Origin of the sequence: Nostoc foliaceum FACHB-393 (assembly GCF_014698505.1) — a bacterium.
Lineage (GTDB): Bacteria > Cyanobacteriota > Cyanobacteriia > Cyanobacteriales > Nostocaceae > Nostoc > Nostoc foliaceum_A.
Window position 1 is genome coordinate 42073 of record NZ_JACJTD010000026.1, and the last position, 26841, is coordinate 68913.

The window sequence follows — 26841 nt, forward strand, 5'->3', positions numbered from 1 at the left end:
TGTGAGTAATGCTGCAAATTTCCAACAAAGTTATTATCCCACAGAGTGAGATTGAAATTAGTGCGATTCGTTCGCAAGGAGCGGGAGGCCAAAATGTGAATAAGGTTTCCACGGCGATTCACCTGCGCTTCGATATTGCGGCTTCATCATTACCGGATTATTATAAAGAACAGCTTTTAAAGCTGAGTGATCGACGCATTACCCAGGACGGAGTTATTGTCATCAAAGCACAAGAACACCGAAGCCAAGAGAACAATCGGGAGTCAGCTTTGAAACGACTTCAAGAACTTATTCAAAGCGCAGTTGTAGTGACGATAAAACGCAAACCCACGAAACCAACTCGCAGTTCTCAAAGAAAGCGCCTTGACTACAAAACTAAGCGCGGACAGGTTAAGTCTCACAGAGGGCAGGTGACAGATTTTTGATTATAAATTAAAGTTTTGCACTCAATTTCTTTGAAAATATTACCAAAGAACTAAGACTAATTCCTTCTATTGACTCTGGTCAAGTTTATAACTTGTTTGGTTAGCTTGAGAGTAGCAATTATAGAAGGGTAAAAAAGATGAATAAGACATTACTAACGATTTTGATGCTTGCGCTCTTACTCTTATTCATCATCTCTCCCTTTGCTGCCCTTGCTAGTCTAATGCTAATAGTGTTAGTTTCAGCATTTTTCTCCTTACTAGGAAACTTGTTCCAAGTAATAATTGGTGGTGACACCGATCCTAAAAGGTCATAAAAGTAAAATTATCAAATTTAAAATAATTTACTCAGTGGTGTGGCTAAACCGTCAATGCTGACAAGATTTTTCTGCTGTTGATATTCTCGAACTCCCTCTTTACCTTTTTTACTAGCCCAGTTTACTAAAGTCTGGCGCTGACCTCGATATTCATAGAGTGGTACGCCAAAACCACAGGAAGTCTGTACTTGGTCAATGTCAGCGATGATAATTTGACGAGTTCCAGGAATCGGCAAAAACAAAGAGTACAGGGATTCCCAATCTGGAGAATCCGGTAAAATCGTCTTTCCTTGACCATAAAGACGGAGGATACAGGCAGGTTCTTCAAAGGCACAAAACATGAAGGTTATCCGCCCATTTTCTTGTAAATGGGCTGATGTTTCGTTAGCACTGCCTGTGAGATCGAGGTAACCTACTCGGTTGGGAGAGAGGATACGAAAGCATTCTAAACCTTTAGGAGAAAGGTTAACATGACCCGTAGGACTCAAGGGTGCAGAGCCAACAAAGAAAAGGTGTTGGGCAGCAATAAAGCCTTGCAGTTCCTCAGTAATACAGTCAAAAACTTTAGCCATAGACTGTCTGATATCTATATTGCAAATTTCCCATATTCTCAGCCTATGTCTTAGTTAAACATCTAGCAAGGCCGAATTGCCGATGTCTGACGGCAAGCGGCTATTAGTAAGTGACGAGTAGGAGTTAAGAACTGTTACCGCCTCATATACCGGCTAGCCATTTGGATAGCATCAGCGATATCGACATCACCATCGCCATCAGCATCCAAGAAAGAATTCAGTACAGGATTCCCGCTACCTTGAGGATTCTGAGCATTTGCACCTGATTGCAAAAAATTCAGTACCAAAGGTACTGCTAAAGGCAGCAATTGTTGAATTATACCAGCATCCAATCCAGTCCGCTGCGCAGCAACCTGAGCTACCTGTTGTTGTATCTGAGGAGAAAACAGCGAATTAACGGCTTGGGGGTTAGGTGAAGTACCAGCATATTGATTTACTAGAGTTTGTGCAGCTTGATTACCATCTGTGGCTTGCTTTTGTTGTAAAGCAGAACGCACTTGACTACCCACAATTGACAAGACTGATTGGATGGTAGAGGGATCTGCACCAGTGCGATCGCTCATCTGCTGTACAGTGTTCACAATACCTCCCAGTTGACCTAAGTTCCCCTGTAAATTAGGATTAGCAACCGCACCAAGAATTTGATCGAAAAGTCCCATAAGTCTATTTCTCTTTCCTTGTTCTCAAAAATCTTGCCAAAACTGGCGTAAGTCCACTAAAAAATTAGCAGACCCCAACTTCATCATGAACGAATAAAATCTTAAAAGCTACTAGCTTAAGGATGAGAAATCGGTAGAGCGATATTAAAATGAAACGGGATCAAAACCTCAAGTTTTACCCTCAAAGGTTCAAATTTCGCAAAAGCTGCTTCTTACTACTCTGGTAAATAATACTGAAACTATTAAGATCAGAAGCATCTGCCTGCTGAATACCCATTAATTTTTCTCAACCATGCCTCTGTCACGGATAGTAACGCTGATTGTTGGTCTGATCGTCATTTTGGGGCTAGCCCTATGGCTAATTGATTCCCTATCGCGCCTCTATTGGCAATTGTCCTATTCGCCGTTGCTAGGCAATTTGCTGCTGTTGCTGCTGATTGTCCTCATCGGAGCCTTGGTTGCCGCTTTTGTCTATTATGTATTAGTGATTCAATCTGGGGAAAAGCGATCGCGCCGCAACCCAAAGCGAGTGACTCCAGCCCAAATTCCTGCTGGCAAATCTGACGCTGCTTCTACAACTCTCCAAGCTGTGCGCCAACAGGTAGCGCAAATTCAAGATGAAGTAGCACGCCAGGCTTTATTAAGTAAATCACGAGAGATTGAAGCCAACCTAGCACGGGGTGAAATTCAAGTAGTGGTATTTGGTACGGGGAGTGCTGGCAAAACTTCCCTAGTTAATGCGATTATGGGACGCATGGTTGGTCAGGTGGATGCACCGATGGGTACAACCCAGGTTGGAGAAACTTATTGTCTACGGTTGAAGGGATTAGAACGTAAAATTTTAATTACGGATACGCCAGGAATTTTAGAAGCGGGTGTGGCGGGAACGGAACGTGAACAAATGGCGCGAGAACTGGCAACAGAAGCAGATTTACTGTTGTTTGTGGTAGATAATGACTTACGACGTTCAGAATATGAGCCGCTACGGGGGTTGGCAGAAATTGGTAAGCGATCGCTCCTAGTTCTCAACAAAACTGATTTATATACAGATGAAGATAAAGAATCCATCCTTGCTAGGTTGCGTCAACGGGTACGGGGATTTATTGCAACTAATGATGTGGTAGCGATCGCTGCTAATCCCCAACCTGCACAATTAGAAACTGGCGAAATCTTCCAACCGGAACCGGATATTGTTCCTTTGCTGCGGCGCACGGCTGCTGTTTTACGGGCCGAGGGTGAAGATTTGGTGGCGGATAATATTCTTTTGCAATCTCTGCGACTGGGAGACGAGGCGCGAAAACTCATCGATGGCCAGCGTCGTCGTCAAGCTGACAAAATCGTAGAACGGTTTCAGTGGATTGGTGCTGGTGTGGTATCAGTTACGCCCATACCAGTGGTAGATTTATTGGCTACAGCCGCCGTTAATGCTCAAATGGTCGTGGAAATTGGCAGAGTGTACGGCTGTGAATTAAATATGGAACGGGGACGAGAGTTAGCCCTTTCTTTAGCAAAAACGATCGCCAGTTTGGGCATTGTCAAGGGAGCAATTCAATTATTATCTACAGCTTTGCAACTCAATGTTGCCACCTTTATTATTGGTAGGGCTATTCAAGGCGTAACAGCAGCTTATTTAACGCGAATTGCTGGTAAAAGCTTTATTGAATATTTTCGTCATGACCAAGATTGGGGTGATGGTGGAATGACGGAAGTTGTGCAGCGACAGTTTCAAATTAATCGCAGAGATGAATTTATCAAGGCTTTTATTCAAGAAGCGATCGCGCGAGTGGTTAAGCCGTTAACAGATAAAGCTGAAGTAGTTGAACATGAAGAAGAAGCCAATAGTTAAACAATACAAAAATCAATGTGCTTACTGTTATTAGGTTTTTAATAAAACATTAAATTTGTTTACGCAAAAATACTTAAATTATGCAATTTGCATTTAGTCATTAAAACTCTAGTTATTTATTTCTAAAGTATTCCGGAAACAGGAAGTAATGTCAGAAAAATTAAATAAAAGAACTTACTGAGTAACCAGGTCATGACCTACCACATAATCGGGAAATTACTACAAGGGCGTTACCAAATTGTCCAAAGCCTGGGTGCAGGGGTGTTTGGACAAACATACATTGCTGTAGACGTAGATTATCCACAGAATCCTAAATGCGTTGTTAAGCAGATCAAAGCTAGCAGTTCCGAATCCGGCTACTTGGAGATGCTGAGGTTACTGTTTCTGACTGAAACTGAAACCCTCAAGCTTTTGGGAAGCCATCACCAAATTCCTGAGTTTATCGACTGCTTTGAAGAAAACAAGCGATTTTATTTAGTCCAAGAGCGGATTGAAGGACATGCGCTGACTGCGGAATTACCTATTGATCAACAGTGGGGGTCTTTGTGGAGTGAAAGGGAAGTTGTAGAATTCCTGATAGATGTCTTAGGTATTTTGGAATTTGTTCACTATCAAGGCGTTATTCATTGCGATATCAAGCCGGAAAACTTGATCAGACGCACTAGCGATTGCAAGTTAGTTATGATTGACTTTGGCTCAATCCAGTCTATCGATTTTGGCATAGGTGCAGAATTGCCGATTTATAGAATTCCCGTCACTTCATTAGGGTATATACCGCCAGAGCAATTTATTGGACAAACACAGCCCAACAGTGATATTTATGCTTTGGGTATGATTGCCATCCAGGCTTTAACAGGGCTAGAACCACTACAATTAAAAGCTGATCCTTATACTAATGAAATTGTTTGGCGTTCTGAAAACACGCCAGTTAACGATTATCTTGCTGCTGTTCTCAGCCAAATGATTCGCTACGATTACCAAAACCGCTTCCAGTCTGCGAGTGAGGTACTGCGGGTACTCAAACAAATAATATGGGATCAGCCACCAGAAATATTAGAAGCAGATGAGCAATTTCCTCTAGAGGCGGCGGTTGAATATTATAATTCTCACAATTCTACATCTGGAAAATCATTCCCGTTATTCACAGGAATGAAAGTAGGACTGGCCGCTAATTCTTTATTGATGGGATTTAGTGTATATTCTTTAGTTAATACTGCACCTGCATACTCAGAAACAGACACTTTATCTCAAGCAAAAAAAGAATATCAAGCTGGGGATTTGCAAGAAGCGATCGCATTAGTTAAATCAATTCCCTCCCACAGCAATGTTTATCCAGAAGCGCAAGCTAAAATTGAAGAATGGCAAGACCAATGGCAAGTAGCTGCACAGCAATATCAAATAGCTCAAATAGCTTTTCATGAGAGCAAATGGTCAGATGTTATTGAGGCTGCTGCTAAAATTCCAAATATTTTATATTGGCAATCTAAAACAGATAAACTAGTTCGGCAAGCTTCCATAAATATTGAAGTCCAGACGCAAGATTTATTAGCAAAAGCTTACGAAAGTGCCGAGATAAAAGATTTTTCTTCTGCATTACAATATCTGCGGCAAATTCCTAAAGAAAGTCGTGCAGGTGCTTTAGTTCAAGACAAGTTGGCTGAGTACAATCGAAAGCGCCAGATTAGAGCAGCCTACTTTTTACAGAAAGCCTATAAGAAAGCATCTATTAGTGATTTTGATCAGGCTGTAAAATTCCTCCAAAATATTCCCAACGATACTCTAGTTTATGCTCAAGCTCAAGTCAAATTGAATGAGTATACTCAAAAGCAACGTATACTGGCTAACAATCAAAAGGTAGCTTCTGCAAAAAGAACAAATTCATCCGTACCTAAAAACTCAGTAACTGAATATCTTCAAGAAGTAAATTATCTGCAAGAGGTGAATATTCGCTAGTTACAGTAATTTTTAGATGCATAGACTTGTTACATATAACAAACAATTTTTTATTATCTATGTATAAGAAGTATTTTTAATAATCCGTAATTACGAATTATGAATTACGAATTATTAATGTACTAGGGTGCTGTCTGCGGTGGATTGGTGGAATTAGGAACTGGGATAATTGGCACGATTATAGGCTTTGGTTTCTCAGATTGCAGCTGAATCTGGGCTTGATTGCGAGCGTCTATTGCTTGTTGGTAATTAGGCTTGTATTTTATCGCTTGATCGTAAGATGCGATCGCATCTTGAAACCGTTTCAAATTTAGTAAAGCATTGCCCCTGCTATACCAGCTTTCAGAATGGTCTGGTTTATAACGGACTGCCTTATTATAAGACGCGATCGCATCTTCATATTTTTGCAAAATGTATTGCGAATTCCCCAGATTATACCAGAGTTGATAGTCGTTTTGCTTAAGTGTTGCTGCTTTGTTATAAGATTTTATTGCTTCTTCATAGCGTTGGTTTTGATGCAGCGACCAACCCATGTTATACCATGCTTGATAATTCCTAGGATTATATTTAATTACTTGGTTAAAAGATTCAATCGCTTCTGGATAACGTTGTAAATTGAGCAGTACATTTCCTCTCGAAAACCAAGCTTGATAATAATTTGGCTTGTATTGCACCGCTTTGTCATAGGCTGTAAATGCATCTTTATACCGTCGTAGATTTACTAAAGAATTTCCGAAGTTATACCAAGCTTGATCGTAGTCTGGCTTTAAATCCACGACTTTTTCGTATGCTGCGATCGCTTCTTCATATCGGTTAGAATTTTGTAACGCTAATCCCTTTTTATACCAAGCTTCGTAATTATCTGGTTTAAATTCAATTGCTTTTTCATAAGATTTAATTGCTTGGTCATATTGGCTTAAATTACTTAAAGCTTCACCCTTAGCATTCCAGAGTTCCGAGTTTTCATTGTTTAATTGTAAGGCTTTGTCAAAAGAGGCGATCGCTTCTTGATATCGCTGCAAATTTCCCAATACAAATCCTCGTCCACTCCAGGCTTCAAAATAATCTGGCTGAATTTGAATTGCTCTATCATATGCCGCTAGCGCCTCTTTGTATTTTTTTAATTTAGATAGAGTTTTGCCTTGACCATTCCAGCCTTGAGCATAATCTGGTCTAATACTAACGGCTTTTTCATATACTTCTAATGCATCTTTATAGCGTTGCAAATCAAACAGCGTACTTCCTTGCTTGGATAATTCTATGGCGTTATTTGAATTAATGTAATTTAAAATTAATATTGATGCTACTCCGCTGACTCCAATTAAAAATATTGTCAATAGAATCTTCAACAATATGCCTTTTTTAGGTTGATGTTTGTTTGTATTCTTTGCTGGAGAAATAGGAGTTAATGCAATTGTCTCAGCGGGTGGTTGTGTTAAATCATTCACAGCTTGTAATGCTACCGTTGCCGAAGGATAGCGTTGTCGAAAATCGTAGCACACCATCTTATCTAAGAATTGAGCGAATTCTGGTGTTACCGTAGCTTGATTTTGCCAGATAATTTCATTAGTATCGGCATCTTTTACTATTTCCTCTGGTAATAATCCAGTGAGAGCTTGAATAGCAATTATTCCCACAGCATAGATATCACTGCTTAATTTTGGCGTACCATGAGCTTGTTCTCCAGGAATATATCCAGGCGTACCGATGGCAACGGTACCTTTAGTTGAGCCTTCGGGAGTAATCACCTGGGTAGTAATTTGTTTAACTGCACCAAAATCAATTAAGATTAATTTGCCATCTGGGTGCCGTCTGAGAATGTTTCGCGGATTGACATCACGGTGAATTACATTCTGTTGATGGACAAATTCTAAAATTGTCAAAAGTTCTTGTAAAAGTGAAATTACTTGGTCTTGACTGAGGGTTTTACCTGGGATTAATTCTTGACTCAGGTCATGACCTTCGATCAATTCCTGTACGAGATAGAATTGGGCGTTATCCTCAAAGTAAGCTAACAGTTGGGGAATGCGATCGTGAGTTCCTAATTTATACAGAACTTGTGCTTCTGTATCAAATAAACGCCTAGCTGTCTCCAAAGTTACCGGATCACTTGCCTGGGGTTTAAGTTTCTTAACGACACATGGAGGTGAACCGGGTAATTGGGTATCACTGGCCACAAAAGTTTCACCAAAACCCCCACCTCCCAAGTTACTAATAATTTGGTATCTTCCTACAAGAGTGTTTCCTAGCATCTCGTTTGCCTAGTTAAGTGCGATGCGATCTGATTTCAATCTTGCCACACGTTAGGGAGGATAGGGTGAGCGGGGAGTAGGAAGTAGGGAGTGGGGAGCAGAGGAGCAGATAGGAATATTTGGTGTTTCTTAATTATGAATTACGAATTATGAATTACGTTAGCGCAGCGTTAGCGAGTCTTCTCCCAAAGGGAGACGCTAAGAGCGAACGAGCGTCATTACAAATTACGAATTAGTATGATTCCTATTAGTGATAATATCCGTTGCCGGATCAAACCGGTTATTAATTACTGGCTGATTGGTATTAATGTTGCCGTATTTTTATGGGAACTTCAACTAGAATTTAGTGGCGGGCTAGGTTATTTTGTTAATAGTTGGGGTTTGATTCCAGCGCAGATTAGTGGAGCAATTACAAATGCATTGTTCTTCAACAACTCTGCTGCTTGGATAATTGTAATTTGGCGAGCATTTTCACTATTTTTTGCAATATTTATACATGGTAGTTTTAGCCAGATATTAGGAAACCTACTATTTCTGTGGGTTTTTGGCAAAACTGTTGAGAATATTTTGGGACATGGACGCTATTTAGGATTTTATCTAGCGGCTGGCGTAATGATAGGAGTAGTGCAAGTTCTGGCTGAACCGAGTTTGACAGTCCCATTGATTGGGGCGAATGGCGCGATCGCAGCTATTTTAGGAGCATATATTATGAAGTTTCCTAAAGCAAAAATTGACACTATTTTGCCGCTAATAATCTTGTATATCCCCATCGAACTTCCAGCTTTTTTCTATATATTTTGGTGGTTTGTGCAACAATTATTTTATGGTATTGGTAGTTTAAATATTCCTCCCGTTGGCGTAAATCAATCGGGTGTTGTCTTCTGGGGGCAAGTTCTGGGATTATTGAGTGGTGCAGCTTTCATGCGTCTGAAGAGATGATTTATTACTAAATCACCGCTCGATGCAAAGCCTGTTATCGTCAGACATCGATCTGAATGTTAGAAGATATCTTTTGGCTAAAACTCCTATGTGCCTTTTGATGGATTGCGTTTTTTAGTTGAAAAATCCATACTGCTAATACTAGGGGATGCCAATTATTCAAATCGGTATTGTTTAGTTATATAGCGGTGTATAAGATGCCAAATGTTGATAAAATTAACTTTAAAATCACTGATGAATTAGCAGTTCTACGGCAGCGTGTAGCTGAGTTAGAACGATCAGAAATATTTTATCAGCAAAGGCAAACAGCGCTTGAGCAGCAAGTAATAGAGCTAGAAAAAAAACTGGCACTTGCACTACAATATCCCCATATTCAAGCTGTTAAATATGATATCAAGTGGCATCTTGAACAAAAGACATCCACAGCTTTTAATGTGCCAACAGATGTAGCAGTCACTTTACAGCAACTCCAACAAGAAATTGCAGAGCGACAGCAGGTAGAAGCGTCGCTAAGGGAGAGTGAAGAACGGCTCAGGCTAGCCCTAGAGGTTTCCCAGATGGGCTTGTGGGATTGGAATATTGTTACTAATCAAGTCATCTGGTCTGAAAATCATGAAGTGCTTTTTGGTGTGCTACCAGGTAGTTTTGACGGCCCTTACGAAACGTTTCAGAAGTGCGTTTATCCTGAAGACAGGCAATCTGTGATGCAAGGGATCGCCTACGCTTTAGAACAAAAGACTGACTACAACGATGAATTTCGTATAGTTCGATCAGACCAAAGTGTACATTGGATTTCTGCCAAGGGAAAATTTATCTACGACGATCGCGGACAAGCGGTACGAATGATCGGCGTTTGTATGGAAACTACTGTCTGCAAGCAAGCAGAAGAAAGTACTCGTGAACTCACAACCCAAGTGCAAGAACAGGCAAATATTTTAAATGCCATCCTCACCGCCTCAGTCGATCACATTTATATCTTTGATGGCAGAGGTTGCTATCAGTATGTCAGTCATGATGCAGCTACGGTATTAGGCTTCAAGCCTCAGGATATTGTCGGAAAAACTTTGCAAGACCTGGATGTACCCGCAGACCTTATAGAACAGGTAGATAATCAACGACAAACTGTCATGAAAACTGGGCAGCCAATCAAGGATGAATGTAAATATGTTACTCCTGATGGCGTGCATTATTATGAATACATCCTCACACCATTACGAAATTCCGACCAAACTATTGAAGGCGTAATTACTGTTTCTCGTGATATTACCGAACACAAACGGGCAGAAAAAACATTACGCGAAAGTGAAGCCAGATTTCGGCGTTTGTTTGAATCCAACCTGATCGGGGTCGCTTTTTGGAATGTAGATGGCTTTATTCTTGATGCCAATGATGCCTTTCTCCAGCTAGCTGGCTACACTCGTGATGAGTTTGCCACCTTAGGTAGAATTAATTGGCGAGAACTTACTCCTGTTGAATATAAGGATTTAGACGATCGCGCCCTTTTGGAACTGCAAACCACTGGAATTTCCAAAATTTACGAGAAAGAATACATCCACCGCAACGGGAAGCGAGTCCCAATTGTTTTGGGGGTAGCCTTGTTAAATGACTCCAAGGATAATGGTGTTGCTTTTGTACTAGATATTACCGATCGCAAATCAGCCGAGAAAGAATGCGATCGCCTACTCGAACGAGAAACCAAAGCACGCAAACAAGCAGAAATCGCCAACAAAATCAAAGATGAGTTTCTGGCGGTTCTCTCCCATGAACTACGAACCCCACTCAACTCCGTTTTGGGATGGTCGAAAATGTTGCGGACTCGCAAGTTTGATGAAAAAACCACTAACCACGCCTTAGAAACCATTGAACGCAACGCCAAGTTACAAACCCAGCTAATTGAAGATTTGTTGGATGTGTCTCGCATCCTCCAAGGAAAATTAAACTTAAATATCTGTCCAGTTAGCTTGGTAATGGTAGTTGAAGCAGCACTAGAGACAGTACAACTAGCAGCACAAGCTAAGTCAATTCAAATGAAGACTATATTTGATCCGACTTTGGAGCAAGTGATGGGCGATCCAAATCGGCTTCAGCAAGTTGTATGGAATCTACTTTCGAATGCGGTAAAATTTACCCCAACAGGCGGACGGGTAGAAATTCGACTAATGCAAGTTGGTAACCAAGCTCAAATTAAGATCAGCGATACAGGTAAGGGAATTAGCTCAGAGTTTTTGCCTTATGTGTTCGATTACTTTCGCCAAGCTGATAGCACAACTACCCGGACATTTGGTGGACTAGGTTTAGGATTAGCGATCGTGCGTAAGGTTGTAGAGATGCATGGAGGAAAAGTTCAAGCCGAAAGTCTTGGAGAAGGATCAGGTACCACCTTCACTGTTGAGCTACCGCTTTTAGTCAGAAGTGAAGATGTTCGGCGTGAAAATAATGAGTTTTTAGATTGTGAGCCTGAATCCTCGCTCCTTTCGAATACACAAGTTTTGGTAGTGGACGATGAACCAGATATCCGCGACTTAGTGACCTTTATTTTGCAAGACTACGGTGTAGAAGTAACCGCCGTATCTTCCGCACAGGAAGCATTACAAGCGCTGTCTGAATCAATACCAGATGTTTTAATTAGCGATATTGGAATGCCAAAGACAGACGGTTATATGCTGATGCGTGAAGTGAGGGCGCGATCGCCTCAACAAGGAGGATTGGTACCAGCGATCGCTCTGACGGCTTATGCAGGCGAAATGAATCAGCAGCAAGCACTAGCAGCAGGATTTCAAATGCATATTTCTAAACCAGTAGATCCAGATGCATTGGTGAAAGCAATTACTGATTTGATTAATTAGTCATTGGTCATTGGTGATTATTTGTTGGTATATACCGAGTGTTTCGTTGGCGAAAAAACTTTTTTATTAAAGGACTAATTTAAACCACGTTCCTTGTGGGCGTGGTATCTCGTCGATACAATTGCATTGTTAGTCGATGCAATCGCATTGTTAGTCGATGCAATGCCATTGTTAGTCGATGCAATGCCATTGTTAGTCGATGCAATGCCATTGTTAGTCGATGCAATGCCATTGTTAGTCGATGCAATGCCATTGTTAGTCGATGCAATGCCATTGTTAGTCGATATCATAATTTCCTTTGCTACATTTTTCTACGGCGACAGTTCATTTAGGAATGTGAGACACCACTAGCTCCAAAACGCAATCGCCCAAGTTTATACACTACTAACGGTACTGGTTATCCCTTTGAGAATCGCTATAAGATTAGAAAAAGGGTCTTCTACGTTTAGATGGAAATGACTGAGCAACGTGATGCTGACTCACCGTCAACTAATTCTCAGCAATTGAGTGAACCGACCAATGGAGCAACTACCAAATCGGTGGATAATTCCTGGACAAACCGCATTGGTAGTGTTTGGAATAAAGCAACAACACATCTAACGCAACTCCTACCCGTAGAACAACTGGCACAGACGGTTGTTGAATGGTTTAGCGTGAGCGAAACTCAGGTTGCAGAGATTTTAGAGAAAGTTCGAGCCGAACTGCCAACTACTGAAGCACTGCTGATTGGTAAACCCCAAGCCGGAAAAAGTTCAATTGTGCGGGGATTGACGGGAGTTTCTGCCGAAATTGTCGGTCAGGGATTTCGTCCTCACACGCAACACACCCAGCGCTATGCCTATCCTTCCAATGACCTGCCGTTACTGATTTTTACTGATACGGTGGGACTCGGTGATGTTAAACAAGATACTCAATTAATCATTCAGGAATTAGTTGGCGATTTAAAAAAGGAAACTCGTTCCGCCAGAATCCTGCTTCTGACAGTTAAAATCAATGATTTTGCAACTGACACGCTACGACAAATCGCTAAACAGCTGCGCCAGCAGTATCCAGACATTCCCTGTCTGTTGGTAGTTACCTGCTTGCACGAGGTTTATCCTCTCGATACCGTCGATCATCCCGCCTATCCACCAGATTATCAAGAAGTCAACCGCGCATTTACCGCAATGCAGCAAGCCTTCGCAGGAATAACTGACCGCTCTGTACTAATTGACTTTACCTTAGAAGAAGATGGCTACACTCCGGTATTTTACGGCTTAGAAGCACTGCGAGATTCCTTAGCAGAACTACTCCCACAAGCAGAAGCGCAAGCGATTTATCAGCTATTAGATCAAGCAGAAGCTGGGAAGCAACTTGGTAATCTTTACCGAGATGCTGCACGCCGCTATATTTTGCCATTTTCGATTATGTCTGCTACTCTCGCCGCTGTACCTCTGCCATTTGCCACAATGCCCGTACTCACTGCCTTGCAAGTATCAATGGTGGGACTGTTGGGTAAATTATATGGGCAGACAGTCACTCCATCACAGGCGGGAGGTGTTGTGAGTGCGATCGCAGGTGGTTTTTTAGCACAGGCAATAGCCCGAGAATTAATTAAATTTATACCAGGATTTGGTAGTGCGATCGCAGCCTCTTGGGCAGCCGCCTATACCTGGGCACTAGGGGAAGCTGCCTGCGTTTACTTTGGTGATTTAATGGGAGGTAAGAAACCCGATCCCCAAAGAATTCAGTTGGTGATGCAAGAAGCGTTTCAAGCGGCGCAAGAACGGTTTAAGGGAATTAAACGTTAAAACTCAAGAATCCGTTTCTCAAAGCAAACTACTCAATGGATTTTCCACATAGCGCCCATAGGCTGCTATGGGTTGATAACTCGCAGATTCATATATAGCGGTTCCCATTCAGATGCGAACATTACATCACAAGGTGTAGGGGCACGGCAGTGCCCATTGGTGTCAACTTTAAGCAAAAGATGTAATCTAAGAACAATAATAATGATGTTCTTAGAGATACATCATGGCAATCGCTCTAACTCTTGCCAGCGCCTGCGATCTCAATGTGCAAATTAAAACTTCCTCTTAGAGCTATTTCGTAATTTCTCATGACTATACAGGAAACAGAATAATGTTAAAACTTTTTGCCGATCGCGGTGGTACATTCACAGATATTGTTGCTGTTACTGATAATCAAACAATTATAGACAGACTCTCAAGACATCCTGAACGCTTTTTAATTGTGACTCTGCCTAATCAGCAATGGATTATAGTCTACAAGTTACTTTCAGAAAATCCCGAACAATATCAAGATGCAGCCATCCAAGGAATTCGGGATATCATGGGTATTGCTAGCAACAAACCCATTCTTAATGAAGCGATAGAAGTAGTAAAAATGGGGACAACAGTAGCAACAAATGCCCTGTTAGAAAGGAAAGGCGATCGCGTCGTTCTTCTTATCACCAAAGGTTTTAAAGATGCGCTACGAATTGGCTACCAAAACCGTCCTAACATCTTTGCTCGTCATATCGTTTTACCAACCATGCTATATGAGCAGGTAATTGAGATTGATGAGCGTTATGATGCTCATGGAAATGAATTAACACCTATAAATATTCAAAAATCCAAAAATGACTTACAAGCAGTTTACAACACAGGAATTCGGAGTTGTGCTATTGTTTTCATGCACAGCGATCGCTATCCTAAACACGAACAACAAATAGCCCAAATTGCCCAAGAAATCGGCTTTACACAAATATCTGTATCTCATCAAGTGAGTCCGTTAATGAAATTAGTCAGCCGAGGAGATACAACAGTAGTCGATGCTTATTTAACTCCTATTCTACGTCGCTATGTAAACCAAGTAGCGAGTCAGTTACCTGGAGTCAAATTAATGTTTATGAAATCTGATGGAGGTTTAGTCTCAGCCCAACAATTTCAAGGCAAAGATAGTATTTTGAGTGGCCCGGCTGGCGGTATAGTAGGCGCAGTTCAAACTAGTAAAAGGGCAGGTTTTGAGTTAGTTATTACCTTTGACATGGGAGGGACAAGTACAGATGTCGCCCACTTTAAAGGAGAGTATGAACGACAACTAGATTCGGAAATTGCTGGGGCGCGGATGCGAGTTCCCGTATTAGCAATTAATACCATTGCGGCTGGAGGTGGTTCAATTCTCTCTTTTGATGGTTCTAGTTATCGTGTCGGCCCTAAATCTGCTGGATCGAATCCTGGGCCTGCTTGTTACCGACGCGGAGGGACATTAGCGGTTACTGATGCCAATGTGATGTTAGGCAAAATTCACCCGCAATATTTTCCATCGGTTTTTGGAATTGATGGTAATTTACCTTTAGATAAAGATACTGTAATTCAAAAATTTACACAATTAGCCCAAGATATTCAAGGCGCTACATTAAATCATTGTACTCCCGAACAAGTAGCGGCTGGATTTATTGCGATCGCAGTGGAAAATATGGCGAATGCAATTAAAAAAATCAGTCTGCAACGGGGTTATGATGTTAGCCAATATGTGCTTTGTTGTTTTGGCGGCGCAGGCGGGCAAGTTGCTTGTTTAATTGCCGATACTTTGGGAATGAAAAAAATATTTCTTCACCCTTATGCTGGTGTTCTATCTGCTTACGGAATGGGATTAGCTGATGTACGTGCCATTAGAGAAAAAGGAGTAGAACAGCCTTTAAACCAAGCATTAATTCCTAAATTAGAGCAGTTAATGGAATATTTAGAAACTCAAGCTAGAAGTGAAATCAATGAAGCTAATGCTCAAACAGAAATAGTCCAAAAAGTTAACTTGAAATATGAAGGGACTAACTCTACTTTGACCATTAGCTTTGCCGATGATGTGGGACTTATGCGACAAGAATTTGAGGTTGAACATAAATCCCGTTATGGTTTCATTCAATTAGAGAAAACTTTAATTGTTGAATCCGTCTCCGTGGAAGTTATTCAGAAGATGGAAACTCCCGAAGAACCCTTAATTACTCGTAGTTGTCCTTTAGATAAAGCTCCTGTATCTGTTGAGATAGTCAGAATGTTTACTGCTGACAAATGGCATGATACGCCTGTTTATCGGCGAGAAGATTTACAACCAGAAGATAGTATTAATGGGCCTGCGATCGTTGTAGAAAAAATTAGCACGATTGTAGTGGAACCTAACTGGCAAGCGAGATTAACTGAACGTAACCATCTAATTTTAGAATGTTTATAGACTAGCTGTTTTACTAGAAAATTCTTATCATCGCTACACTAAAATCAACACGATTCTACAATAAAAAGTCTATCCATTCATGGACACTCACCAAGGCAGCGGGAAGCCCACTTCTTCTCTACGAGACGCTGTACGAACAAGGGGTGTCCGGGATAGCCGCCCTGCGACTGTTGACGGTTGACTGTTAACGGTTAACAGTCATCAGTATGCACGTGTTATCGCATCCCCTTTTAGGGGTGAGCTTAAAAATGTTAAAAAACGTTTAAGCAATTCTTAGACAATTTTTTAAGGAGTTAAAAATGTACACAACATCTCAACCCGATCCCGTCCGCTTAGAAATATTCAAAAATCTCTATCAATTTATCGCCGAACAAATGGGAATTGTTCTGCAAAATACAGCAGCATCTGTAAATATCAAAGAGAGGCTAGATTTCTCCTGTGCCATTTTTGACTACTCTGGATTATTAGTCGCTAATGCCCCTCATATTCCTGTACATTTAGGCTCAATGAGTGAAAGTGTCCGCAGTTTAATTAATGAAAAAAATGACACTCTAAAACCAGGGAATGTATATTTATCAAATAATCCTTATAACGGGGGAACACATCTTCCTGACGTAACTACAATTACCCCAGTTTTTGATGAAGATAAAAAACAAGTTATTTTCTACGTTGCTTCTCGTGGACACCAAGCAGATATCGGTGGAATTACTCCCGGTTCAATGCCTCCCCACAGTACTACAGTAGAAGAGGAAGGAATTATTTTTGATAATTTTCTCTTGGTTGAAGAGGGAAATTTCCGAGAACCCGCAGTAAGAGAGCACCTTTCAAATCATATTTATCCTGCTCGTAACCCTAACCAAAATATCGCTGATTTTAAAGCACAAATTGCTGCAAATGAACGAGGAGTCATTGAACTCCGTAAAATGGTTTCACAATACAAGCTCGATACTGTCCAAGCCTATATGAAGTTTGTACAATCTAATGCTGAGGAGTCCGTCAGAAAGGCTATCCATCTTCTTAAGGATGGCTCATTTGTTTATGCAATGGATAATGGGGCAATCATTCAAGTAAAAGTTACAATTTCCCAAGAAAGTCGCAGTGCTAGAATTGATTTTACTGGAACTTCTGAGCAACTAAATAGTAATTTCAATGCTCCTAAAGCTGTAACTCAAGCAGCAGTATTATATGTATTTCGGACATTGGTTGATGATAATATTCCTCTTAATTCCGGGTGTCTTAATCCTCTAGAAATTATTATACCGAGCGGCTGTATGCTGAATCCAATTTATCCAGCAGCAGTGGTAGCGGGTAATGTAGAAACTTCTCAAACCATTGTTGATGCTTTATATGGCGCTTTGGGTGTCATGGCTGCTTCTCAAGGAACGATGAATAATTTTACTTTTGGTAATGAGCAATATCAATATTATGAAACTATCTGCGGTGGCTCTGGAGCAGGAATTGATTTTGATGGAACTGATGGTGTTCATTCTCACATGACTAACTCCCGCTTGACCGATCCAGAAGTTTTAGAAACCCGTTATCCTGTACTTTTAGAAAGCTTTAGCCTTCGTCCCGATAGCGGTGGTAAAGGAAAACATTCCGGCGGTAATGGAGTTGTCCGCCGCATCAGGTTTTTAGAACCAATGACAGCTAATATTCTCTCTGGACATCGGGTTGTCCCTCCCTTTGGGTTAAATGGTGGGGAAGCTGGAATTGTCGGACGCAACTGGATTCAACGTCAGAATGGAATTGAAGAGAATTTAGATAGCACAGCAACAGTAGAGATGAAACCTGGGGATGTTTTTGTGATAGAAACTCCTGGTGGAGGCGGATTTGGTAAAGTCTCCTAGCGACTTTTCAACTCTCAGAATTTCAGCAGTGTCTATTTGTCATATTGATTGGCAAAAGTTTTTATCTGTAATAACATTTATCAATCCAAATTCGCATTTCTTCTTCTGAACCAAAACAGGCAGAACGTCCTGTCATTGGATCGTAGGCACGCCAACAAGAAATGTGACCATGCCAGTCTGATTCCTGCCACACTTGGAGGTCAGAACCACTAGTCATCCATATGACCAAATGTTGCCAATATTTTTGTAAATTTAACAAAAAATTAAATTTATTCATAGTGAAAGCACCTGATACACAGTGAACTATTACTTTTACTTTCACGTAAGTTTTTTCAACTGAGAAGGTACAGTTTTGATAGATTTTATCTAGTACAGTTAAACGCTATCTCAACTGGTATAGTAAAAATTCCCTCAACTGTACTAGGTAAACTTGGTAAAAATAGTTTATATTGCCAGTATTGATGATTATTTAGTCATTAACGAGTGCGCCAAAATGAACATTTTATTAGAACGACAGTCACGCAAACCGATTTATTTACAGATCCGCGATCGCATCAGTCGTCTGATTAAATCTGGCGCACTCAAAAGTGGCGATCGCCTCCCTTCTATCCGCTCTCTGGCAGAAAGTTTACAAGTTAACAAACTGACGATTATTGAAGCATATAACGTTTTAGAAGCAGATGGTATTGTTTCTGCTCGTCAAGGTTCGGGATATTTTGTCAACAGCGTTTCTGTTAAGAGTGCCAACTTAGAATCTACATTTGCTCCAGCCCAAAATGTCATAATTACAAAACCAGGGAAGTGTTCTTTTTATGAAATGTATACTCCACTGGTGCAAGCACAAACACAGGCAGGAATAATTAATTTTGGTTACGGTTATCCTCGTCCACCCAAAGATATTAACCTGATTGCCAGACGAGCATTAAGACAAGATGATGCTGATATTTTCTTTCCCCATGAGATGCCTCAAGGGCAACTAACTCTGTGCAGACAAATTGCCCAGATGCTAGTAAATCAAGGATTAGAGGTTTTTCCAGAAGATTTAATTATTACTAATGGCTCTCAGCAAGGGTTGTCATTAGCGATGAATTATTATGTAAAATCTGGTGATTGGGTGATTGTCGAAGCTCCCACCTATTATGGTGCAATTTCTATCTTAGAAAACTTAGGAGCCAAGATTATTGGCATTCCCATGACTGCGGAGGGAATGAATTTAGATTTATTAGAGCAATATCTCCACAGCCATCGCCCGAAATTAATTTATACGATTAGTACCTTTCACAATCCGACTGGATTGACGACAACACAAAATCATCGTCAACAATTATTAGCATTAGCGGAGAAATATGAGTGTCCTATTTTAGAAGATAATGCTTATGAAGGAATAAATTTTGATGCTGTGCCAGCGCCAATTAAAGCTTTAGATAAAAACAATTTGGTGACTTATTTAAGCACCTTTTCTAAAACTTTAATGCCTGGTTTACGAGTGGGCTATATGGTAGTTACAGGTAAGCATTATCAAGCAATTATTGAGCGGAAGTTGCTCCATGACTTGCACACATCCAGTATTTCGCAAACAATAGTTAGCGAATATCTCGCTTCAGGACATTACCGCCGTCACCTCAGCCGACTTCGCACAGATAATCTGCAAAGTCGTAATACCATGCTGCAAGCTTTGGAGCGTTATTTTCCTGAAGAGATCCGGTGGACAGTTCCCACGGGTGGATTATTTCTCTGGGTACAGTTACCAGATGATATTCCGATTGGGACAATTCGTAAGGAAGCCTTTGCACAAAATGTCTACTTGGCGTGTGGTTCGGCATTTTTCCCCGATAAGCAGGGTTATCCAGCGATGCGTCTGACTTTCTGTATGTCGCCAGAGGAGATTGAGCAAGGTATTTCGATTGTGGGTAAGTTGCTGAAAAAGTATATTTCCAAAGGATGCGTAGATACAGAGCGGCTTGTCGTCAAACATCGCATATCTAATTATCAACCGCTTGTTCAGAGTTTGTAGGTTAGCACAGATGTCCTAATCTACTTCACGTTGAAGATGATTTACACAATGCACCACGTCTTGGCAATCATAAATTACGGCTCTACATTTGTTTTTGTAGCAGTAAATGCGATGCGTCAAGGTTTTTTCTCTATAGTTCCACCTCTGAGCCTCATCACTCAAGCTTTTATCTCGGAAGTTCATGTTCAGAACCCGGAAGGCCGAGCTTTTATCTCGGAAGTTCATGCTCAGAACTCGGAAGGCCGAGCTTTTATCTCGGAAGTTCGTGTTCAGAACTCGGAAGGCCGAGCTTTTATCTCGGAAGTTCATGCTCAGAACTCGGAAGGCCGAGCTTTTATCTCGGAAGTTCATGCTCAGAACTCGAAAGGTCTAGCTTTGCAGGAACGTCATTACAAATTACAAATTACGAATTATTTAATCTTGCTCCCACTCTCGCTCGATTCTCTCTAAATCCTTCGCCGCACCCAATTGCTGAAAGATTTGATGCGCTGTGTTGTAATGCTGTTGGGCAAGTTCTGTATTGCTGCGTTTACGCTCTAGCCGTGCTAAATCGTAGTTAGCCTCTGCCACTAGGTGAATCATCCCTAATTCTTGGGCTATTACTAAAGCTTGTTTAGAAAACTGTTCTGCGGCTTCGAGATTACCGCGATCGCATTCATTTTCTCCTAAACCACTATAAGACTCAGCCATACCAGAGCGATTGCCTAATTCTGTTCTCACTGTCAAAGATTGCTGATACAGGGTTTCGGCTGCATCCCAGTTGCCGCGATTGCGCTCAATATCTCCCAACGCTCCCCAACTATTCGCCATACCAGAGTGATCGCCTAATTCTGTCATCACTTCTAAAGCTTGCTGATACAGGGTTTCGGCTGCATCCCCCGGATTTCTCACCACACCTCTCAAAGCCTGCGCTTGTGCAGGGGAGCAGGGGAGCAGGGGAGCAGGGGAGAGTTCAAATACTAAGTTCTTTCCCCTCTGCCCCTCCGCCCCTCTGCTCTATCAAACGCCTGAAGCTTGTGAGAAATGCGGGATCCCAGTTGCCGCGATTGCGCTCAATATCTCCCAACGCTCCCCAACTATTCGCCATACCAGAGTGATCGCCTAATTCTGTCATCACTTCTAAAGCTTGCTGATACAGGGTTTCGGCTACATCCCTGTTGCTGCGAAGGTACTCAATATCTCCCAACGCTCCCCAACTATTCGCCATACCAGAGCGATCGCCTAATTCTGTCATCACTTCCAAAGCTTGCCGATAGAGGGTTTCGGCTGCATCCCAGTTGCCGCGACATTGCTCAATATATCCCAACAATCCATTGCAATGTGCAATAGTACTTTTACTTTCTTGCTTTTGTGCAATGGCTAAAGCATTCTGAAAACATCTTGCTGCTTCATCCCAATTGCCTAAATCACGATGAATTACTCCAATGTTTTGCAAGCAGATGCAGCGTTTATATTCGTCAATATGCGGCAAAACTTGTTCACATAAATCTTTTAATAAACTCCAGTGTCCCCAACGTTGCAGGCATTCTCCCAGACTTCCTGTTGCCAAATAATATGCTTCGCTGTAATTGCCCAACTGAAAAGCAAAATATTGAGCCTCCAGCACTGGGCGCAAATTTTCTAAAGTTTTAGGATTTTCAACATTTTTTCCAGAGCAGTAAAATTTATAGATACTGTTGAGCAGATTGGGCAGTTCGTCTTTATATTCCCCTTGTAGAAACTCCACAATCACCCGATGCAAGTCATAAAATACCTCACATTGCTGTTCATCATAGCGACTCTGCACCAAACTGCCATCAACTAATCGCTCTAAAATTGCTTGCGTTTCACTAATTTCTTCCTCTGTCAATTCAGCAGGTTCTTCTAAGAATGCTGCCCTTTCAAAGCGATCATCTTGCTCTGAATCATCTGTATATAACCGCAAGAAAGTTAAACCTCGAATATCTATCCCTACTCGCAACACACACATCCGACTGAGTAAATCTCGTGCTGCTTCACTTTGCCTTGCCAGTTGTTCTCTGAGAATGGGTTCAGCTTTTTTCGTCACCAATTCTGAATGCTTCCGCAGATACCCAGGCTTACCCTTACCAATAGCCGCCAGTTGGGTTAACAAAAATACGTGTCCCTCAACGCGCTCAGATACCCACCGCAAATCTGGTACACTGTCTTTCAGTTGGCGCTGTCGCAAAATCTCAACTCCCGCGACTGTCGCCACTCCAAAAATTCTCTCGATATACACCAATTCTGAATCTGGTTCCGCACCCTCATAACGGCTATCTGCCAAATCTGCTGGCACTTCCCGACTGGTTAATAGCGTTTGTGATTGATGCTGCTGATAGACTAAGGCATTTAGCAGTTTACCCCAATCCTCTGAAATTGCCCGTCCCGCTTGCGAATGGTTGGCAGGCTGTAAAATACTTTCTAGGTTATCGAGCACCACAAGAGTGCGTGTTTGCGCTAACCCTTCAATAATTTTGGCTATCTTTTCATCAGCACTTTTTAACTTCTCTGCTGTTTGAATACCCAAGCCATCAATTAATAAAAATTTTGCCACATCATCAAAACTTGTCCCTTCCTGCGCTTTGAAATACATTACGCACTCATAAGGACACTCTTCTACATTTGCCCCTTTTTCAACGGGAGTTTGGGCGGATCTTCCACAATTAACGCCCAGTGCTTCTAAAAGTTTTACAGCTAAACTGGTTTTGCCAATACCCCCTTGTCCAATGAGTGCCAATACCTTAAGCGGATTTTCTAGTTGGAGTAATTTTGTCTGCAATTCTTCAAGGAGTTCATCTCGTCCCTTCCACACAGGTACTTCTGGGATTGCTTGATTTCCCACCAACCGTTTTTCAGTTGTTGTTTGTGGCTGTAAAGGCGATCGCACTTCAGCTTCAATTTGATTGAGTTCATCCTCAAGACGCGCCAGTTGAGCCTTTTCTTCCGAAAGCTGATGTTCTAATTTAAATTTTGCTGTCGTATCAGTCTCAATAGCGAAAGCATTCCCTATCCGCTTTACTTTCTCGCTTTGAATATCCCACTGTTTTTGCAGTTGGTCTCGTTGTTCCTCTAATCGACGCTGTTGTTCTCTGTTCATTTAGAGGCTGAGATACAAGTTAGATTACTTAAGTATAATCATGATAATCTACGGTGCTGGTCAAGGGTGTATTATACTTAACGGGCTTTTTTAGGAGCGATGCCTACGGCGGCAAGCTACGCACCACTCACTCCAAAAACGTAGACGCGGGGCTGGTTATCGTTAGACATCGCCTTTTCAACTTCATTATTCCACCTCATACCATTTCACTTTAATAATGATACAAATACGCTGGTAAGGGCATGGCAATGCCATGCCCCTACGAGAAATCTATATGTATCAGGATTTTTGTAAATTTTTATCAGAACTCGGAAGGCCGACCTTTTATCTCGGAAGTTCATGCTCAGAATTCGGAAGTCCAAACTTTTATCTTGAAGTTTCATGCTCAGAATTCGGAAGTCCAAGCTTTTATCTCGAAGCTTTATGCTCATAACTCGGAAGGCCAAGCTTTTATCTCGAAGCTTTATGCTCATAACTCGGAAGGCCAAGCTTTTATCTCGAAGCTTCATGCTCAGAACTCAGAAGGCCAAGCTTTTTCCTCAATCCACCGAGTTAAGAGGCTGATAAATCTAAATTTTGCTGAAAAAAGATTAGGATTTCATTAAATGCAGCCATGTCAATTAAAAATGTATCATGTCCGTGGGTTGATTTCAGCCAAGCCATAGTCTATTTACGATCGCAGGATAATTAAGAAAAACCTGAAACAACCTATTTTAGATAATTCACATCACGATGCATTTGTACAGTGCGTAAGTCCTATATAAGTGTTGGCATCAAATCGTTCTGTCAGCTTTTGACCCTGATGCTGTAAACTGCTCAGATGCATCATACTCCCGCCCAAAGCGGATTGTAAAACTATCCCAAGAACGATAAATAGAAAACTAGTGGAAACAATATTATCCCCAGCCTGAGCAATGGTACTGATTGCCAAATTCTTGGAGAGCAAATAACCGCGCTCCGTGGTCGGCATCGTCAAAAACGATAAGGCGCTGGCTGACCTTTCTTGACAAATACTTATCGTTAACAAAAATTAGACTTGCATCGCTGCTCAAACCCTTGAAAGTTCGCCAGAGTAAAAGTAGGAGTTTTTACATCCCTTTGGTTGAAAACTGAAATGACTCAAAAACTTACAGCCCCAACCCATAGAGACAAATACATGCGTGTTGCTAAATTTGCAGATGTTCAAGCAGCAGGTAGTTTGTTGGTTCGTAGCGAGAAACATACCATAGTTCTGTTTTACTCAGATAATAAAGTCTATGCAATTGATAACCGTTGTCCACATATGGGCTTTCCGCTTCACGGTAGCACTTGCAAAGATGGCATTGTGACTTGCCCTTGGCACTATGCCCGCTTCGATCTCGCCAGTGGTGGAACATTTGACTCTTGGGCAGATGATGTTCCCTCCTTTGATGTAGAAATCCGTGATGGGGAAGTTTGGGTAAATCTAGCTCCTCTAGTTGACTTTCATGCCCACCATGGCCAACGTCTTCAGGATGGTTTAGAACAGAGTATTTCGTTAGTTATTGCCAAATCAGCGATCGCACTATTGGATATGGGGGCAGATATTACCGAACCATTTCAGATGGGACTGGAATTTGGCACCCGTTACAACAAAGCAGGCTGGAGTACAGGCTTAACCATCCATACTTGCATGATGAATTTGCTGTCTTATCTGGATGCAGAAGACAAACCCCGCGCCCTTTTCCAAGGACTTTCAGCAGTAGCTAGTGATAGCGCTGGAGCGCCGCCTCATTTCGTAGTTCATCCATTGCCCAATTCTACCGTTGACCTGAATACCCTTAAAGGCTGGTTTTGCCAGTTTATTGAGGTGCGAGATAGTGAAGCCGCAGAGAGATGTCTGATATCTGCAATTCGGGCGGGAGCTAATTCTGAGCAAATTGCAGATATGCTGTTTACATCTGCCACAGACCACCGTTACATCGATAGTGGTCATGCACTCGACTTCATTAACAAAGCACTGGAAGCCCTGGATGCCGTTGGTTGGCAAGGGGCAGATTCAGTTTTGGCGAGTCTAGTTTCTGGTTTAGCAACTGCTTCCCGTATGGAAGAATCCAATTCCTGGCGCTATCCGGTGGATTTGGTCGCAATTCTGGAGTCTGCCTTTGAGCAGTTACCTATGGCTTTGGCAACAGGACAACCTCGACATGGAACTTGGTCAGGCCAAGAAGAATTAGTGCCGATTTTGTTAGGGGAAGACCCAGAGAAAATTGTCAACTCTCTTCTGAGTGCTCTGGAAGCTGGTTGTACTGAAGAACAATTGGCAAGTGTAGTTACTTACACAGCAGCACTGCGAGTAGCTCGCTTCCACACTAACAACGATTTTGGGGACTGGAATTCGGCGCACCATCCGTTCACTTTTGCCAATGCAGTCCATCAAGGATTACAACGAGTGCCTTCGCTGGAATTATTACGAGGTGTGTTTGATGCTGCCATGAGTGTATATTTGAATCGTTTTTTGAATGTGCCACCAGCAAGACTTCCAGAACCAAAAGACTCTGCTCAAAATCCTGAAGAATTACTCAACCAACTACCAGATTTATTAAATCGCCAACAGCAAGTAAATCAGACAGGTCAGTTAGTGGCTGATTATTTGTATAGTGGCGGTTCTGCTGAACGGTTGATGGCAATGTTGGGTAAGTTGATGCTGCGAGAAAATCGAGAGTTTCATGTGATTCAGGAAATAGAAGCAGCTTTTAGACAATACTCGCTGTTAGGTCAAACTGCTGCTGGTATTCATGTACTAGTTGCTGCTGCTCGTTATTTAGCAGCACACGCGCCGACAATGCGATCGCAAGGACAAACCTATCAAATTGCTTATCGGTTGCATAAAGGCGATCGCCTGTTTGAAGAATCGTAATTTAGCTAGTCTGGCAGAATAATTGCTGCGATCGCGCCAATTTCTGCAATGCTTGGCAAACTCAAGAGGCGAATTAAAAGTTGCATAAATTTTCAACTCGCCTCAGTTAAGTACTTGAAAATTTCAACCAATGTGTTCTGTACTGGACTTAAAGGAGCCTCTATAGGAATCATATTTGATTTCTGAAAAAATCTAAGTATTTGTAGGGTGTGTTAGGCGTAAGCCGTAACGCACCAAAGCCTTAAGAATGGTGCGTTACGCTGTCGCTAACGCACCCTACGTATCTTTTCAAAAATTAAATACTAGTCCTATATTGCTCTTGATGTCGCTCAATTAGCTCACCCTTTTGGGTGAGTCATATATCAACCGATCAGATGAACTGACTGAAGGAAGCTGAGATTAATAATAAAGAGGACTCTATTAATAAAGAACACCGTTCGCATTTTACCTAAGAATTAATTATGAAACTTGTTACCTTAATAAATTCTGCACTTATTTTTGCTGCTATTACTCTTGTACCTGGAATCGCTGGTGCTCAAACAGCTACTACCAACGGTAGTGCATTAGTTATTAACTCTAACAATTTATCCAGTAACTCTACTTCTATTAATTATCTCCAGCCTTTCAATCTAGTTACTTTTGCTTATCAGGGAGGTCTGAAACAGCACGGAATTCCCAGCGGAGGAGAGCTAGTAATTGAAACTCTAAACAGAAATATTATTGCAAAAGATTTAGTTAAGGCTGCTGTTAATGCAGATAAATTACCATCACAGGTTTTAAACGACCAAAATTATCTGAGTGCTGTTAATTTCCAACTCAACGCATTGCCTGATTATGCTGCTGCTGATTGATTTGGTTTTTTTAAAAGCGAAATTTTTCATTATAGTATATTTGTGCACTTATTACCAATATAAATAAAAGCCTTTTCTACGCAGAAATTGCTGTGTATAAAAGAAAGTTTAATGTCGAAAAACAATTTTTAAA

At 41.5% G+C, this 26841-nt stretch carries 22 protein-coding genes; 15 read left to right on the forward strand and 7 right to left on the reverse strand.

Translation table 11 applies throughout. The features are described from left to right. The first annotated feature begins 8 nt into the window (after positions 1-8). Positions 9-425 carry an alternative ribosome rescue aminoacyl-tRNA hydrolase ArfB gene (arfB, locus tag H6G92_RS20970; protein WP_190895529.1) on the forward strand — a complete coding sequence of 139 codons (417 nt, stop codon included), beginning with the start codon at positions 9-11 and terminating at the stop codon, positions 423-425. A 137-nt stretch (positions 426-562) separates the two neighbouring features. Further along, complete coding sequence (locus tag H6G92_RS20975; protein ID WP_190895530.1) at positions 563-739, forward strand: hypothetical protein; 177 nt, start codon at positions 563-565, stop codon at positions 737-739. A gap of 17 nt (positions 740-756) precedes the next feature. Here the strand turns inward: H6G92_RS20975 and H6G92_RS20980 are convergent, their stop codons facing one another. Together H6G92_RS20980 and H6G92_RS20985 are read right to left on the reverse strand one after the other, a co-directional pair. Then, positions 757-1311, reverse strand: coding sequence for a pyridoxamine 5'-phosphate oxidase family protein (locus H6G92_RS20980; protein WP_190895531.1), 555 nt, complete (start codon positions 1309-1311; stop codon positions 757-759). Positions 1312-1445: 134 nt separating this feature from the next. Next, positions 1446-1970, reverse strand: a complete 525-nt coding sequence (locus H6G92_RS20985) for a DUF937 domain-containing protein (RefSeq protein ID WP_190895532.1) — start codon at positions 1968-1970, stop codon at positions 1446-1448. A 292-nt stretch (positions 1971-2262) separates the two neighbouring features. Here H6G92_RS20985 and H6G92_RS20990 point away from each other — a divergent pair, with 292 nt between their 5' ends. Both H6G92_RS20990 and H6G92_RS20995 read left to right on the forward strand, forming a co-directional pair. Further along, entirely contained in the window at positions 2263-3816 is a 1554-nt protein-coding gene (locus tag H6G92_RS20990; protein ID WP_190895533.1) for a YcjF family protein, read from the forward strand. A gap of 192 nt (positions 3817-4008) precedes the next feature. Further along, complete coding sequence (locus H6G92_RS20995; RefSeq protein ID WP_190895534.1) at positions 4009-5769, forward strand: serine/threonine-protein kinase; 1761 nt, start codon at positions 4009-4011, stop codon at positions 5767-5769. 122 nt (positions 5770-5891) lie between these two features. Here the strand turns inward: H6G92_RS20995 and H6G92_RS21000 are convergent, their stop codons facing one another. After that, positions 5892-8021: a tetratricopeptide repeat protein gene (locus H6G92_RS21000; RefSeq protein WP_190895535.1), complete on the reverse strand. Its 2130-nt coding sequence runs from the start codon at positions 8019-8021 to the stop codon at positions 5892-5894. Between the two features lie 237 nt (positions 8022-8258). On the opposite strand from H6G92_RS21000, the gene H6G92_RS21005 reads away from it, so the two are divergent. The 6 genes from H6G92_RS21005 to H6G92_RS21030 all read left to right on the forward strand — a co-directional run bounded on the left by H6G92_RS21005 (position 8259) and on the right by H6G92_RS21030 (position 17868). Beyond that, on the forward strand, positions 8259-8960 hold the full coding sequence (locus H6G92_RS21005) for a rhomboid family intramembrane serine protease (RefSeq protein ID WP_190895536.1): 702 nt from the start codon (positions 8259-8261) through the stop codon (positions 8958-8960). A gap of 197 nt (positions 8961-9157) precedes the next feature. Beyond that, a complete protein-coding gene (locus H6G92_RS21010; RefSeq protein WP_190895537.1) occupies positions 9158-11806 on the forward strand; it encodes a hybrid sensor histidine kinase/response regulator in 2649 nt (882 codons plus the stop codon). Between the two features lie 126 nt (positions 11807-11932). Next, on the forward strand, positions 11933-12157 hold the full coding sequence (locus tag H6G92_RS21015) for a hypothetical protein (protein WP_190895538.1): 225 nt from the start codon (positions 11933-11935) through the stop codon (positions 12155-12157). A 104-nt stretch (positions 12158-12261) separates the two neighbouring features. Beyond that, the gene (locus tag H6G92_RS21020) at positions 12262-13596 is read left to right on the forward strand and encodes a GTPase family protein (protein WP_190895539.1); all 1335 of its coding nucleotides are present in this window, start codon (positions 12262-12264) and stop codon (positions 13594-13596) included. A gap of 331 nt (positions 13597-13927) precedes the next feature. Beyond that, positions 13928-16018, forward strand: a complete 2091-nt coding sequence (locus H6G92_RS21025) for a hydantoinase/oxoprolinase family protein (RefSeq protein WP_190895540.1) — start codon at positions 13928-13930, stop codon at positions 16016-16018. A gap of 299 nt (positions 16019-16317) precedes the next feature. Further along, entirely contained in the window at positions 16318-17868 is a 1551-nt protein-coding gene (locus H6G92_RS21030) for a hydantoinase B/oxoprolinase family protein (protein WP_190895541.1), read from the forward strand. Positions 17869-17929: 61 nt separating this feature from the next. Here the strand turns inward: H6G92_RS21030 and H6G92_RS21035 are convergent, their stop codons facing one another. Then, the gene (locus tag H6G92_RS21035; protein ID WP_190895542.1) at positions 17930-18145 is read right to left on the reverse strand and encodes a hypothetical protein; all 216 of its coding nucleotides are present in this window, start codon (positions 18143-18145) and stop codon (positions 17930-17932) included. A 216-nt stretch (positions 18146-18361) separates the two neighbouring features. Here H6G92_RS21035 and H6G92_RS21040 point away from each other — a divergent pair, with 216 nt between their 5' ends. Beyond that, positions 18362-19882 carry an aminotransferase-like domain-containing protein gene (locus tag H6G92_RS21040; protein WP_242059260.1) on the forward strand — a complete coding sequence of 507 codons (1521 nt, stop codon included), beginning with the start codon at positions 18362-18364 and terminating at the stop codon, positions 19880-19882. 36 nt (positions 19883-19918) lie between these two features. Beyond that, the gene (locus H6G92_RS21045) at positions 19919-20332 is read left to right on the forward strand and encodes a hypothetical protein (RefSeq protein WP_190895544.1); all 414 of its coding nucleotides are present in this window, start codon (positions 19919-19921) and stop codon (positions 20330-20332) included. On the opposite strand, the gene H6G92_RS21050 is transcribed toward H6G92_RS21045, so the two are convergent. Beyond that, on the reverse strand, positions 20297-20773 hold the full coding sequence (locus tag H6G92_RS21050) for a tetratricopeptide repeat protein (protein WP_206758845.1): 477 nt from the start codon (positions 20771-20773) through the stop codon (positions 20297-20299). The two genes, H6G92_RS21045 and H6G92_RS21050, sit on opposite strands and share 36 nt — an antisense overlap. A gap of 61 nt (positions 20774-20834) precedes the next feature. Then, entirely contained in the window at positions 20835-22979 is a 2145-nt protein-coding gene (locus H6G92_RS21055; RefSeq protein ID WP_190895545.1) for a tetratricopeptide repeat protein, read from the reverse strand. Positions 22980-23221: 242 nt separating this feature from the next. Here H6G92_RS21055 and H6G92_RS21060 point away from each other — a divergent pair, with 242 nt between their 5' ends. Further along, positions 23222-23584 (forward strand): hypothetical protein, encoded by a 363-nt coding sequence (locus H6G92_RS21060; protein WP_190895546.1) that lies wholly within the window; start codon positions 23222-23224, stop codon positions 23582-23584. Between the two features lie 122 nt (positions 23585-23706). Here H6G92_RS21060 and H6G92_RS21065 read toward each other — a convergent pair whose 3' ends face one another. Then, complete coding sequence (locus H6G92_RS21065) at positions 23707-23949, reverse strand: hypothetical protein (RefSeq protein ID WP_190895547.1); 243 nt, start codon at positions 23947-23949, stop codon at positions 23707-23709. A 144-nt stretch (positions 23950-24093) separates the two neighbouring features. Between H6G92_RS21065 and H6G92_RS21070 the strand changes: the two genes are divergently transcribed. Together H6G92_RS21070 and H6G92_RS21075 are read left to right on the forward strand one after the other, a co-directional pair. After that, positions 24094-25857 carry a Rieske (2Fe-2S) protein gene (locus tag H6G92_RS21070; protein WP_190895548.1) on the forward strand — a complete coding sequence of 588 codons (1764 nt, stop codon included), beginning with the start codon at positions 24094-24096 and terminating at the stop codon, positions 25855-25857. Positions 25858-26318: 461 nt separating this feature from the next. Continuing rightward, positions 26319-26708 (forward strand): hypothetical protein, encoded by a 390-nt coding sequence (locus tag H6G92_RS21075; protein ID WP_190895549.1) that lies wholly within the window; start codon positions 26319-26321, stop codon positions 26706-26708. Positions 26709-26841 lie beyond the last annotated feature (133 nt).